Annotated in this window: 13 protein-coding genes; 7 read left to right on the plus strand and 6 right to left on the minus strand. The window is 70.7% G+C overall.

Translation table 11 applies throughout. The features are described 5' to 3' along the window. Positions 1 to 139 precede the first annotated feature (139 nt). Both lysS and QBL25_RS23645 read left to right on the plus strand, forming a co-directional pair. A complete protein-coding gene (gene lysS / locus QBL25_RS23640) occupies positions 140 to 1,897 on the plus strand; it encodes a lysine--tRNA ligase (RefSeq protein WP_409059008.1) in 1,758 nt (585 codons plus the stop codon). 179 nt (positions 1,898 to 2,076) lie between these two features. Then, positions 2,077 to 2,286: a hypothetical protein gene (locus tag QBL25_RS23645; RefSeq protein ID WP_409059009.1), complete on the plus strand. Its 210-nt coding sequence runs from the start codon at positions 2,077 to 2,079 to the stop codon at positions 2,284 to 2,286. 34 nt (positions 2,287 to 2,320) lie between these two features. On the opposite strand, the gene QBL25_RS23650 is transcribed toward QBL25_RS23645, so the two are convergent. The 3 genes from QBL25_RS23650 to QBL25_RS23660 form a co-directional block, all read right to left on the minus strand. Beyond that, complete coding sequence (locus QBL25_RS23650; RefSeq protein ID WP_409059010.1) at positions 2,321 to 3,775, minus strand: DUF2637 domain-containing protein; 1,455 nt, start codon at positions 3,773 to 3,775, stop codon at positions 2,321 to 2,323. Positions 3,776 to 3,947: 172 nt separating this feature from the next. Next, positions 3,948 to 4,859, minus strand: a complete 912-nt coding sequence (locus QBL25_RS23655) for a DUF3558 domain-containing protein (protein WP_409059011.1) — start codon at positions 4,857 to 4,859, stop codon at positions 3,948 to 3,950. Positions 4,860 to 4,975: 116 nt separating this feature from the next. Beyond that, the gene (locus tag QBL25_RS23660) at positions 4,976 to 5,851 is read right to left on the minus strand and encodes a DUF3558 domain-containing protein (RefSeq protein WP_409059012.1); all 876 of its coding nucleotides are present in this window, start codon (positions 5,849 to 5,851) and stop codon (positions 4,976 to 4,978) included. Positions 5,852 to 6,032: 181 nt separating this feature from the next. Here QBL25_RS23660 and QBL25_RS23665 point away from each other — a divergent pair, with 181 nt between their 5' ends. Then, positions 6,033 to 7,226: an RtcB family protein gene (locus QBL25_RS23665; protein WP_409059013.1), complete on the plus strand. Its 1,194-nt coding sequence runs from the start codon at positions 6,033 to 6,035 to the stop codon at positions 7,224 to 7,226. A 31-nt stretch (positions 7,227 to 7,257) separates the two neighbouring features. Here QBL25_RS23665 and QBL25_RS23670 read toward each other — a convergent pair whose 3' ends face one another. Both QBL25_RS23670 and QBL25_RS23675 read right to left on the minus strand, forming a co-directional pair. Next, entirely contained in the window at positions 7,258 to 8,037 is a 780-nt protein-coding gene (locus QBL25_RS23670) for an SDR family NAD(P)-dependent oxidoreductase (RefSeq protein WP_409059014.1), read from the minus strand. 83 nt (positions 8,038 to 8,120) lie between these two features. After that, positions 8,121 to 8,456: a YnfA family protein gene (locus tag QBL25_RS23675; RefSeq protein WP_362996516.1), complete on the minus strand. Its 336-nt coding sequence runs from the start codon at positions 8,454 to 8,456 to the stop codon at positions 8,121 to 8,123. 91 nt (positions 8,457 to 8,547) lie between these two features. Here QBL25_RS23675 and QBL25_RS23680 point away from each other — a divergent pair, with 91 nt between their 5' ends. Next, a complete protein-coding gene (locus QBL25_RS23680; protein ID WP_409059015.1) occupies positions 8,548 to 9,090 on the plus strand; it encodes a GNAT family N-acetyltransferase in 543 nt (180 codons plus the stop codon). Between the two features lie 184 nt (positions 9,091 to 9,274). Here the strand turns inward: QBL25_RS23680 and QBL25_RS23685 are convergent, their stop codons facing one another. Next, positions 9,275 to 10,123 carry a DUF6597 domain-containing transcriptional factor gene (locus QBL25_RS23685; protein WP_409062748.1) on the minus strand — a complete coding sequence of 283 codons (849 nt, stop codon included), beginning with the start codon at positions 10,121 to 10,123 and terminating at the stop codon, positions 9,275 to 9,277. A gap of 174 nt (positions 10,124 to 10,297) precedes the next feature. On the opposite strand from QBL25_RS23685, the gene QBL25_RS23690 reads away from it, so the two are divergent. From QBL25_RS23690 to QBL25_RS23700, 3 genes are all read left to right on the plus strand, one after another. Further along, positions 10,298 to 10,882, plus strand: coding sequence for a TIGR03086 family metal-binding protein (locus QBL25_RS23690; RefSeq protein WP_409059016.1), 585 nt, complete (start codon positions 10,298 to 10,300; stop codon positions 10,880 to 10,882). Positions 10,883 to 11,203: 321 nt separating this feature from the next. After that, on the plus strand, positions 11,204 to 12,295 hold the full coding sequence (locus tag QBL25_RS23695) for an LLM class flavin-dependent oxidoreductase (protein WP_409062749.1): 1,092 nt from the start codon (positions 11,204 to 11,206) through the stop codon (positions 12,293 to 12,295). Continuing rightward, the gene (locus QBL25_RS23700) at positions 12,292 to 12,873 is read left to right on the plus strand and encodes an FMN reductase (protein WP_409059017.1); all 582 of its coding nucleotides are present in this window, start codon (positions 12,292 to 12,294) and stop codon (positions 12,871 to 12,873) included. Before QBL25_RS23695 ends, QBL25_RS23700 begins: the two co-directional genes overlap by 4 nt. Positions 12,874 to 12,921: the final 48 nt, after the last annotated feature.

Genomic DNA, 12,921 nt, shown 5'->3' on the forward strand with positions numbered 1-12,921 from the left:
GTGCCGTTCTGCTCGGGTGCCTGGTTGCTGGGGGTCTAGAAATTCGAGTATCCCACGGGGTGAAAAGCGGTTTTCGCGGTTACGGGTCGACCTGGGAGAATGGCTCCGACAGGCGGTACTCACGTAGAAGAAGAAAGGCGTGCCGATCGTGGCTCAGAGCACCGATACCACCGACTGGGTCTCCCGCTACGCGGACGAGGTCATCGCCGAGTCGGAGCGTCGTGCCCCGGGCAAACCGGTCGTCGTCGCCTCCGGGCTCTCGCCCTCGGGACCGATCCACCTGGGCAACCTCCGCGAGGTCATGACCCCGCACCTGGTCGCCGACGAGATCCGGCGGCGCGGGCACGAGGTCCGCCACCTCATCTCCTGGGACGACTACGACCGGTACCGCAAGGTCCCGGACGCCATCCCCGGAGTCGACAAGAAGACCTGGGCCCAGCACATCGGCAAGCCCCTCACCTCCGTGCCCGCCCCGGCCGGTTCCGCGTACGCGAACTGGGCCGAGCACTTCAAGGCGGCCATGACCGCGGCGCTCGACGAGCTGGGCGTGGAGTACGACGGGATCAGCCAGACCGAGCAGTACACCTCGGGCGTCTACCGCGAGCAGGTCCTGCACGCGATGAAGCACCGCGGTGACATCGACGCGATCCTCGACCAGTACCGCACCAAGAAGGCACCCGGGAAGGGCGGCCAGAAGCAGTCGCAGAAGCCCGTCGACGAGGCCGAGCTGGAGGCCGCGGAGGGCTCCGGCGCCGCGAGCGAGGACGACGGCAGCGGCGGCTCCAGCGGGTACTTCCCGTACAAGCCGTACTGCGGCGCGTGCGAGAAGGACCTCACGACGGTCACGTCGTACGACGACGAGACCACCGAGCTGGCGTACGTGTGCGCGGACTGCGGGCACACCGAGACGGTCCACCTGAACGAGTTCAACCGCGGCAAGCTGGTCTGGAAGGTCGACTGGCCCATGCGCTGGGCGTACGAGGGCGTCATCTTCGAGCCGAGCGGCGTGGACCACTCGTCTCCCGGGTCGTCCTTCGTCGTCGGCGGGCAGATCGTCCGCGAGATCTTCGACGGCGTGCAGCCGATCGGCCCCATGTACGCCTTCGTCGGCATCTCCGGCATGGCGAAGATGTCGTCCTCCAAGGGCGGTGTGCCGACCCCGGCCGACGCCCTGAAGATCATGGAGGCGCCGCTCCTGCGCTGGCTCTACGCCCGCCGCAAGCCGAACCAGTCCTTCAAGATCGCCTTCGACCAGGAGATCCAGCGGCTCTACGACGAGTGGGACAAGCTCGACGCGAAGGTCGCCGACGGCTCCGCGCTGCCCGCCGACGCCGCCGCGCACTCGCGTGCGGTGCGTACGGCCGCCGGTGAGCTGCCCAAGACGCCGCGTCCGCTGCCGTACCGGACGCTCGCGTCCGTCGCCGACGTCACGGCGGGCGCCGAGGACCAGACCCTGCGCATCCTGCGGGACCTGGACCCCTCGGACCCCATCTCGTCCCTGGACGAGGCGCGGCCCCGGCTCGACCGCGCCGAGAACTGGATCACCACCCAGGTCCCGGCCGACGCGCGCACCATCGTGCGTTCGGAGCCGGACACGGAGCTGCTGTCCTCGCTGGACGAGTCGGCCCGCGAGTCGCTGCGGCTGCTCCTGGAGGGCCTGGACTCGCACTGGTCCCTCGACGGGCTCACGCACCTCGTGTACGGCGTGCCGAAGGTGCAGGCGGGGTTCTCGGCGGACGCGACGGCCAAGGAGCTGCCGCCGGAGATCAAGGTCGCGCAGCGGTCCTTCTTCGCCCTGCTGTACCGCCTCCTGGTGACCCGGGAGACGGGCCCGCGCCTGCCCACGCTGCTGCTCGCCGTGGGCGCGGAGCGGGTGCGAAAGCTGCTCGCCGCGTAGGGCCGCGCCCGGCTTGGGGGTAAGGGGTTCCGCCCGGGGGTGCCTGGGCGGGGCCCCTTTCCGCTGGGCGGATGCGGGCCCCCTTCCGCTGGGCGGATGCGGGGCTGCATCGTTGGGACTACCCGGGGATCAGCCCGGGGCAGGACGTCCGGCGCCCGGGGGCGAGTGATCGTGGACGTATGAAGGAAATCATCGCCATCGTCGGATGGGTCGTCGGAATCCAGGGCGCGCTCGGCGCGGCCGGGCAAACCTTCGGGGACGGCCCCTGGGGCCTCTTCCACAAGTGGTGGGACATCCCCACCCCCGGATACCTCGCCCTGCTCGTCGTGGGCGCCGCCCTCGCCGTCTGGGGCGAGACCGGCAAGAAGCGCGCCCGCAGCGCGGGCTGACCCCGGCTGCCGGATACCTACTGCCGGCTGCCGGTCAGGCGCTGTACTCGGAGTCCAGGTCCTCCTGGTAGCGCCCCCGGAAGTCACGCAGGTACGGGCGCAGCGTGCTCTCGGCCGGAGGGCCGCCCGCCTGGCCGGTGACCCCGTACAGGTCCATCAGGTACAGGCCGAACTGCCGGGCGTTCGGGTAGTCCCCGAGCTCGCTCACGTACTTGCGGAACGCCGCGAAGTACGCGTCCTCACGGGAGACGTCGTCCGGCAGACCGGACGCCTCGGGCAGCGGCTCCAGCTCCTCCCCGGCCTGCTCCCGCACGTCGTCCTCGGGAGCCTGCTCCTCGCGCGGCCCCGGGATCAGATGCTGACCGCCCAGCTGGCGCGTCCGGCCGGGCCCCGCCGGAACGGGAAACTCCGGCTCACCCCCGGCGGCAGCGGCAGCCGCAGCCGCGTCCGCGGCAGCCCGCGGATCACCGCCCTGCTCGTCGAAGTACGCCTGCTGCTGCTCCAGGTAGGCCTGCTGATCGGCATAGGCCTGCTGGTCCGCGTAAGCCTGCTGCTCCGCGTACCACTGGTCGTGCGGCTCCTCGGGAACGTACGAAGGCTGCTGAGCCGCGAACCACGGGCTCACGTGCGCCCCCTCGGGCTGCTGCTCCTGCGCCGGGGGCTCCTGCCCCTGCGGCTGCTCCTGCCCCCGCGGGTCCGCCTCCAGCTGCGGCACGGTCGGTGCCACCAGCTCCGGCGGCTGCGACTGCTGCTGCGGGGCCTCCGCGACCGCCGGTACCGGCGCCGGTGGCAGCAACGCGGGCTCGATGCCCGCGGCGGCCAGCCCGGCGGGGCCCGTCTCCGCGAGCGGGACGCCGAAGCGGGCCAGGCGCAGCGGCATCAGGGATTCCACGGGGGCCTTGCGGCGCCAGGAGCGGCCGAAGCGGGCCTGGAGGCGGGCCTGGTAGATGAGGCGGTCCTGCTCCAGCTGGATGACCTGCTCGTAGGAGCGGATCTCCCACAGCTTCATCCGGCGCCACAGCTTGAACGTCGGCACGGGGGAGAGCAGCCAGCGCGTGAGGCGCACGCCCTCCATGTGCTTGTCGGCGGTGATGTCCGCGATCCGGCCCACCGCGTGCCGCGCCGCCTCCACGGCCACCACGAACAGGACCGGGATGACGGCGTGCATGCCCACGCCCAGCGGGTCCGGCCAGGCGGCGGCGCCGTTGAAGGCGATGGTCGCCGCCGTCAGGAGCCACGCCGTCTGGCGCAGCAGCGGGAAGGGGATACGGATCCACGTCAGGAGCAGGTCCAGCGCCAGCAGGACGCAGATGCCCGCGTCGATGCCGATCGGGAAGACCGCCGAGAAGCTGCCGAAGCCTTTCTTCTCGGCCAGCTCGCGCACGGCCGCGTACGACCCCGCGAAGCCGATGCCGGCGATGACGACCGCACCGGCGACGACCACGCCGATGAGTATCCGGTGCGTGCGTGTCAGCTGCATCGCGGCCACCCGCGAACCCCTCCCTGTTCGGTTTGTTGCGAGCGACAGCCTGGCACACGCATGCGGAAGACGGTGTGCCGGTACGGCAGGAGCCCGGCCACCAGAGGGCCGGGCTCCACAACTGCCGTGACTGTGACGCGAGTTGCACGCGAGACGCGTGCCGCTTTTTCCGCGTCCTGCGTCAGCTCTTGGGCTTGCTGCTGGACTTGGAACCCGACTTGGAGTCCGACGCCGCGTCGGAGGAGTCGGACTTCGCGTCGGACTTGGAGCCGGACTTCGAGTCCGACTTGGAGTCCGACTTGGAATCATCCGAACCCGAACCCGAGCCCGCACCGGAGCCCGAGTCCTTCGAGCCGCCGCCCGCCTTGTTCGCCGAGACGACCGCCTCAGAGGCTTCCTTCGCGGCCTTCTCGGCCGCCTTGGACAGGTCCTTCGAGCTCGGGGCCTTGTCGCCCGCCAGGCCCGCGCCGTTGTAGTCGATCGTCACGACCGCGTTCTCCACACGCGTCACGACCGTCTGCTGCTTGAAGTTTTCCTTGTCCTTCTTCAGGTCGTAGTGGACGACCGTCGTCTGGTCGCCCATGCCCGGCACCGGCTCCGTCTTGACGCTCTTCGCGCCCTCCGTCGCCTGCGCGTCCGCGACCTGCTTGGCGAAGCTGTTCTGCGCGCGCTTGGCACCGCTGCCGAGCGAGGCGTCCGAGTCGAAGCGCATCAGCGAGACGCGGAGCCAGCGGAACTGCGAGCCGTCGACGCCGTTGTTGTCCAGGCTGTCCCAGGAGCAGGTGCCACGCGCCGACGTGTCGTCGGAGGTGCCCGCCTTGCCCGACTTGTCCTTGGCCTTCGGGACAAGGTCCTCAAGGGTCTTCTTCGACAGGACGTCGCAGGGCTCGGGCAGCTTGCTGTACGCCGCCTTCTCCACGGTCGCCGCCTTGTCCTTGCCCGAGGCCGAGGCGGAAGCCTTCGAGCCCGAGTCCTTCTTGGCCCCGTCCGAACCCGAACCGGAGTCGGAGGAGCAGCCGGAGGCAATGAAGATCACCGGTACGGCGGCTGCGCAGGTGAGTATGCGGGTGAGTCGCTGTGCTGGTCGGTGCATGGTTCCTTCACTCAAGTCACTCAAGACGGCTGTCGTCGGTCCGATGGGCCACGGTACGCCGTGCCCGGCGCGGGCTGCTCCGCTTCCGGAGACCCGGTGCCCCGTCCGAACCGCCCCTATTCGGCGAAACCGTCGGCCAGTTTTCCGGCCAGTTCCTGCGCCTTGTCCTGCATTTCCTTGCTGTCCGGGATCTCCGTGCGGCGCCCCGGCTGCTCGTCGTACTCGACGGTCACGACGACGTTCGACGTGCGGAACACCACAGTCACCGTGCGGTGGCGGGTCGCGGAACCGGACGTCGTGAGTGCGTCGTCGAGGAAGGCCTCGTCGCCCAGGTCGTCGAGGTTGCGGGGTTCGAGACCGGGCGGCGTGACGGCTTCCTGGGGCGAGCCACTGGAGGAGCTGCCGCTCGATTCCCCCTTGCCCTTCCCCTTGTCCTCGCCCTTGCCGGAGCCGGCGCTGTCGGAAGGCTCGGCCCCCGCGTCCTCCGTGGCGCCCTCGTCGTCCTGGTCCGCCACGTCACCGGCGGACGGGGTGCCGGAGGGATCGGGCAGGTCCGCCTTCCGCACCTTCGACGAGTAGACCTCCGCCGCACGCGTGTCGTCGCTCACGGCGGTGTCGTACGAGGCGACGCGCTCGAAGTCGACGAGAAGACGGTGGGTGGCGTCCGAGGACTCCACCTTCCAGCGGCAGCCCACACGCCGGTCCGTGTCGAACGTGACGGTGGGCGCACCCTCGTACGCCTTCTCCTGCTGCTCCTCGCCCGGGAGCTCCTCGATGCCGGGCAGCATCGCGTCGAGCGTGCCGCGGTCGACCTGTCCGCAGGGCTCGGGGAGCGTGCGGTACTTGCCGGGCTCGGCTGCCGCGGTCGTCCCGCCGGTGTCGCCGGGCTTCGAGTCGTCCGGCTCACCGCCGAGCGCGCCTCCGCCCGTGCAGCCGGTGAGCAGCGCCGCGATGAGAGCCGCGACGCCTGGTACATAGGCCTTCCGCTGCACCGATGGGCTCCTTCTCGCCGGGGATATTGGGTTGCCGCTGGTGGGCGACCGGTGGACACAATGTGTATCGCACGCAATGCCGTGGACGCCGGTCCGTGATCCTTTTCGTTGACCTTGGCTCCGGTATTTGCGCTTCGAGACTTTCAGCACTTCTGTTCAACTACGGGGGAATGAGGACGTTATGTCGTACGTGGAGGTTCCGGGGGCCAAGGTACCGATCCGGATGTGGACGGACCCGGCATCGGTGGAGGAGGTGGCGCTCCAGCAGCTCAGGAACGTGGCGACCCTGCCCTGGATCAAGGGCCTGGCGGTCATGCCGGACGTCCACTACGGCAAGGGTGCGACGGTCGGCTCGGTGATCGCCATGCAGGGAGCGGTGTGCCCCGCCGCGGTGGGCGTCGACATCGGCTGCGGAATGTCCGCGGTCAAGACGTCCCTGACGGCGAACGACCTGCCGGGCGATCTGTCCCGCCTGCGGTCCAAGATCGAACAGGCGATTCCGGTGGGCCGGGGGATGCACGACGACGCCGTGGACCCCACCCGCCTCCACGGCTTCACCACCGGCGGCTGGGACGACTTCTGGTCCCGCTTCGACGGCGTCGCCGAAGCGGTCAAATTCCGCGAGGAGCGCGCCACGAAGCAGATGGGAACGCTCGGATCCGGGAACCACTTCATCGAGTTCTGTCTCGATGAGTCCGGATCGGTCTGGCTGATGCTGCACTCCGGCTCCCGGAACATCGGCAAGGAACTGGCCGACCACCACATCGGGGTCGCGCAGAAGCTGCCGCACAACCAGGGAATCATCGACCGCGACCTGGCGGTCTTCATCGCGGACACCCCGCAGATGGCGGCCTACCGGAACGACCTCTTCTGGGCACAGGAGTACGCGAAGTACAACCGCTCGATCATGATGTCGCTCTTCAAGGACGTGGTCCGCAAGGAGTTCAAGAAGGCGAAGGTGACCTTCGAGCCGGTCATCTCCTGCCATCACAACTACGTCAGTGAAGAGCGCTACGACGGCATGGACCTGCTCGTCACCCGCAAGGGCGCGATCCGCGCCGGCAGCGGCGAATTCGGGATCATCCCCGGCTCGATGGGCACCGGCTCGTACATCGTGAAGGGCCTCGGCAACAAGGCGTCCTTCAACTCGGCCTCCCATGGCGCGGGCCGGCGGATGAGCCGGAACGCGGCGAAGAAGCGCTTCTCCACGCAGGACCTGGAGGAGCAGACGCGGGGCGTCGAGTGCCGCAAGGACTCGGGCGTCGTGGACGAGATCCCGGGCGCGTACAAGCCGATCGAGCAGGTCATGGAGAACCAGCGCGACCTGGTCGAGGTCGTCGCCAGGATCAAGCAGGTCATCTGCGTGAAGGGCTGAACCGGCGGTGGGCCCGCGCAGGGCCCACCGCTCACAGCTCGCGGTGGATCTTTGTGTTGGAGGCCTGGGCTCGGGGGCGGACCACCAGGAGGTCGATGTTCACGTGGGGCGGGCGGGTCACCGCCCAGGTGATCGTGTCCGCCACGTCGTCGGCCGTGAGGGGGGACGCCACGCCCGCGTAGACCTTCGCGGCCTTCTCCGTGTCGCCGCCGAAGCGGGTCGTCGCGAACTCCTCCGTCTTGACCATGCCGGGGGCGACCTCGATCACGCGGACCGGGGTGCCGACGATCTCCAGGCGGAGGGTCTCGGCGAGGACGTGCTCGGCGTGCTTGGCGGCGACGTAGCCACCGCCGCCCTCGTACGTGCCGTGGCCCGCCGTGGAGGAGAGGACCACGACCGTGCCGTCGCCGCTCGCGGTGAGGGCGGGGAGCAGGGCCTGGGTGACGTTCAGGGTGCCGATGACGTTCGTCTCGTACATCTGGCGCCAGTCGGCGGGGTCGCCGGTGGCGATGGGGTCGGCGCCGAGCGCGCCGCCCGCGTTGTTGACCAGGACCGCGACCTTGCGGAAGGCGGTGGCGAACTCGTCCACGGCCGTGCGGTCGGTGATGTCGAGCGCGTACGCCATCGCGTCGTGCCCCGCGGCCGTCAGTTCGGCGGCCAGGGCCTCGATGCGGTCCTTGCGGCGGGCGGTGAGGACGACGCGGTAGCCGGCGGCCGCGAGGCCGCGCGCGGTGGCGGCGCCGATGCCGCTGCTCGCGCCGGTGACGATCGCGATGCGGGTGGCGGCGGGCGCGGCGTTCGCGGCGGTCATGGCTGCTCCTTGGCGTACGGGTGTTCTTTTCTGTCCTGTCCGTCGTCAAGGATAGGCGGGGTGCCCGTGGGCCCCCGGGGGCCTCAGCGGGCCCGCGGCGCGTACATGATCACCGCCATGCCGGCGAGGCAGATCAGCGCTCCGGTCACGTCCCAGCGGTCGGGGCGGTAGCCGTCGGCGACCATGCCCCAGGCGATGGATCCGGCGACGAAGACGCCGCCGTACGCGGCGAGGATGCGGCCGAACTCCGCGTCGGGCTGGAGCGTGGCCACGAAGCCGTAGACGCCGAGTGCGATGACGCCCGCGCCGATCCACGCCCACCCTCTGTGTTCGCGCACCCCTTGCCAGACGAGCCAGGCGCCGCCGATCTCGAAGAGGGCTGCGAGGACGAAGAGGGCGGCGGAGCGGGCGATGAGCATGAGGGGATCGTGACATGCGGCGCGGGCCTGCCCGTGCTGGGCGGGGCGTTGTCGGTGAGGCGTTGTCAGTGGGGCGTCGTAGCGTGGCCGTATGGAGAGACAAGGTGCTGAGGGTTTGCGACTCGTCCCCTGGTCGGAGGGGGACTTCGCGCTGCTGGTGGCCAACAACTCGCCCGAGATGACCGTGCACTTGGGCGGCCCCGAGACGGAGGAGCAGCTGGTGACGCGGCATCGGCGCTACCTCGCGTTGCAGGAGCGGGGGCGGATGTTCCGCATCGAGCTCGACGGCGCGGGCGTCGGGTCGATCGGTTACTGGGAGACGACGTGGCAGGGCGCGCCCGCGTGGGAGACGGGGTGGGGCGTGCTGCCGGAGTTCCAGGGGCGGGGCATCGCCGCGCGGGCCGCGCGGCTCGTCGTCACGGAGGCCAGGGCCGCGGGCCGGCACCGCTATCTGCACGCTTTTCCCTCCCGGGAGCACGCCGCGTCCAACGGCGTGTGCCGCAAGGCGGGGTTCACGTTTCGGGGGGAGTCCGACTGCGAGTACCCGAAGGGGCATTGGATGCGGTGCAACGACTGGAGCGTCGATCTGGAGGGGGAGCGGGCCTTTGGGGAGGGGGAGGAGGCCCTTGGGTAGCCGGGGGCGGGCCTTTGGGAAGGGGGCGGAGGCCCTTGGGTAGCCGGGAACAGGCCCTTGGGGACGGGGAGCACGCCCTTGCTTAGCCGGTAGCGGGCCCTTGGTTAGCCGGGAGCAGGCCCTTGGCGAGGGGGAGTGGCGCGGGCCCTTGTGTGGAGGGGGCCGCGTCCGGAGGCGGCGCGTATCACTGCGGGGCGTAGGCCGTGGGGGGTACGCCCACCGTGGAGGTGAAGTCTCTCGTCAGGTGGGCCTGGTCCGCGTAGCCCAGGGTGGTCGCCAGCGTCGACCAGTCCAGCTCCGGGTCCGTCTCCGCCCGCTCCAGCGCCTCGTGGATGCGGTGGCGCAGGATCAGCCACTTCGGGCCGACCCCCACGTACGACGCGAAGAGCCGCTGGAGCGCCCGTACCGACATGCCTTCCGCTGCGGCGAAGTCCCCGACCCGGCGGATCCCGCGGTCCGTGCGGATGCGTTCGGCCAGGGCCATGGCGAGGTCCGCCTGCGGGTCGGGCGTGGGCCCGAGGCTCAGGAGGAAGGCGTCGAGGGCCGCCACGCGCGCGTGCTCGGCATCGGGGGAGAGCACGGCGTCCAGTGCGCCCCCGGGGACTTCCCCGAAGACCTCCTCCAGCGGCAGCATCCGCCGGCCCGTCCACGCGGACACCGGTGCCTTCGGGGCGAACGGCCGGAAGCCGCCGGGACGGAACTTCACCCCGCACACGCGCCCCCGCCCCTCCAGCTTCTGCGTGAAGAGGCCGAGCCCGATCCCGGCCACCTCGGCGAAGGGCTCCTGGCCGGGGAGCGCTTGGAAGACGACGTTCACGGAGGGGTGCGGCACGACGTGCGAGGCGTACGGCTCGGTGAGGTCCCAGTCGATCAGCCAGTACTGCTCGACGTAGGGACGCACGGCGGAGGCACCCGGCGTGACGCGGCGGAACCGTACGCGGGCGAAGAGGCCGGCGGCATCGACGATGCCGCGGGTGTCGGTGCGGGGGCCCGGGGCGGGTGTCGGTGCGGGGGGAGCTTGTGGAGCCCGCAGAGCCCGTGGAGCAGAGGAATCCCCTGGGGTAGGGGCAGCGGAGTCACCAGCGGCACCCCCTGGGGCAGAGGCAGCGGGGTCGGCGTCGGCCATGGCTGGATCGTATGCCGGGGTCCCGCACCCTTGTCGCGTTTCTTCAAGCCAGGGGAGCGATCGCCGCCCTACCGTCGGAACATGACTGAGACCAGCATCGCCGACCTCCTGAAGGCAGCCACCGCCCACGCCGTACCGGTGGTCCGCGCCATCCCCGACGACCGCCTCACCGCCCCCACCCCCTGTGCCGAGTACGACGTGAAGGCCCTGGTCAACCACCTCATCCAGGTGATCGTCCAGTTCCAGGCACTGGCCGCGAAGCGGGACGCCGACTTCAGTACGTCCCCCGATTACGTCGCCGAGGGCCCCGCCTGGCGCGATCGGTTCGCCGAGGAGGCGGGCCGGCTGGTCGGCGCCTGGGCCGCGCCCGGCGCCGACGAGGGGACCACGGGGGCGATGGACATGCCCGCGCGGACCGTCGGCTGCATGGCGCTGCTGGACCTGACGGTGCACGCCTGGGATCTGGCCCGCGCCACGGGGCAGGACTACGAGCCCGCCCCGGAGAGCAGCGGTGTCGTGGCCGCGCTGCGGGAATCGGTCGCGGGCCTGGGTCCGACGGCCCGGAAGATGGGCGTCTTCGGGGAGCCGCAGGCCGTGCCCGAGGGGGCCTCGGAGCTGGAGCGGCTCCTGGCCGAGACCGGCAGGGACCCTCGCTGGACCCCGTAGGCCCGGGGCCGCCGCCGACGTCCCCGGGCTGCCGACTGCACTGGGCCGCCAACCTCGCAAGGCCTCCCCGGGCGGCCTCGGGCCGGGCATCTGCGGATCTCCCGGGGCCTCCCCGGGGCCGGGCCTCGCCGGATCTCCCGGGCCTCCGTGAGTCACCCCCGCCCGCCCCCAGCCGACCGCCACCCCCCTCCCGGCCCCGGCCCCGACCCCCGCCCCCGACCCCCCTCCGGGAATACCCCCCACCCCACCACCGTTCCGTAGGTATAGTTGAACCATAAACAACCTGCGGAGAGTGAGTCAGCCATGCAGTCCGGATCCGGCATGCAGTTCGGGATCTTCAGCGTCGGCGACGTGACGCCGGACCCCACCACGGGCCGCACCCCCACCGAGCACGAGCGCATCAAGGCGATGGTCGCCATCGCGCTGAAGGCCGAGGAGGTCGGGCTCGACGTCTTCGCGACCGGCGAGCACCACAACCCGCCGTTCGTCCCCTCCTCGCCCACCACGATGCTCGGCTACATCGCCGCCCGCACCGAGAACCTGATCCTCTCCACCTCGACCACCCTCATCACCACGAACGACCCGGTGAAGATCGCCGAGGACTTCGCGATGCTCCAGCACCTCGCCGAGGGCCGGGTCGACGTGATGATGGGCCGCGGCAACACGGGGCCGGTGTATCCGTGGTTCGGCAAGGACATCCGCCAGGGCATCAACCTCGCCGTCGAGAACTACGCCCTCCTGCACCGCCTGTGGCGCGAGGACGTCGTGACGTGGGAGGGCAAGTTCCGTACGCCCTTGCAGTCCTTCACGTCGACGCCCCGCCCGCTCGACGGTGTCGCGCCCTTCGTCTGGCACGGCTCCATCCGTTCCCCGGAGATCGCCGAGCAGGCCGCGTATTACGGGGACGGCTTCTTCCACAACAACATCTTCTGGCCGCAGGAGCACACCAAGAAGATGGTCGAGCTCTACCGCAGCCGGTTCGCGCACTACGGCCACGGCACCGAGGAGCAGGCGATCGTCGGGCTCGGCGGTCAGGTGTTCATGCGGAAGAACTCCCAGGACGCGGTGAAGGAGTTCAGGCCGTACTTCGACAACGCCCCCGTCTACGGGCACGGCCCCTCGCTGGAGGAGTTCACCTCCCAGACGCCGCTCACCGTCGGCTCCCCGCAGCAGGTGATCGAGCGGACGCTGTCCTTCCGGGATGTCGTCGGCGACTACCAGCGTCAGCTGTTCCTGATGGACCACGCCGGTCTGCCCCTGAAGACCGTCCTGGAGCAGCTGGACATCCTCGGCGAGGAGGTCGTCCCGGTCCTGCGCGAGGAGTTCGCCAAGAACCGCCCGGCGACCGTCCCGGCCGCACCGACGCACGCCACCCGCGTGGCGGCCACGCAGACCCAGGAGGTCACCGCATGAAGCTCGTCGTCGTCTCCGCCGGACTCGGCGTCCCCTCCTCCACCCGCCTCCTGGCCGACCGCCTCGCGGCGGCCACGGGGCGCCGTGCGGACGTGGAGATCCAGGTGGTCGAACTCCGCGACCTGGCCGTGGAGATCGCGCACAACTACGTCACCGGGTTCCCCGGCCCCCAGCTGAGCGCGGCGGCCGACGCGGTGAAGGGCGCGGACGGCCTGATCGCCGTCACGCCGGTCTTCTCGGCCTCGTACAGCGGTCTGTTCAAGTCGTTCTTCGACGTCCTGACGGTCCTGGACAAGGACGCGCTCGCCGGTACGCCGGTCCTGATCGCGGCGACCGGCGGCACCCCGCGCCATTCGCTGGTCCTGGAGCACGCGATGCGCCCGCTGTTCGCGTACCTGCGGGCCCTGGTCGTACCGACGGCCGTGTACGCGGCGTCCGAGGACTGGGGCGCGGACGGCCTGGACGAACGCATCGACCGGGCCGCGGCGGAATTGGCCGAAATCATGCGCCCCGCCCTGGCCCAGGAGGAAGAACTCATCCCCTTCGAACGCCAACTGGCGGCGCTACGGCCGGAGTAGCCCCGCGCCCGACATCGAAGCGCAAAGAGGGCGAAGAGGGCAAAGACG

Source organism: Streptomyces sp. SYP-A7185 (assembly GCF_046103685.1).
In the GTDB taxonomy this organism is placed as follows: domain Bacteria; phylum Actinomycetota; class Actinomycetes; order Streptomycetales; family Streptomycetaceae; genus Streptomyces.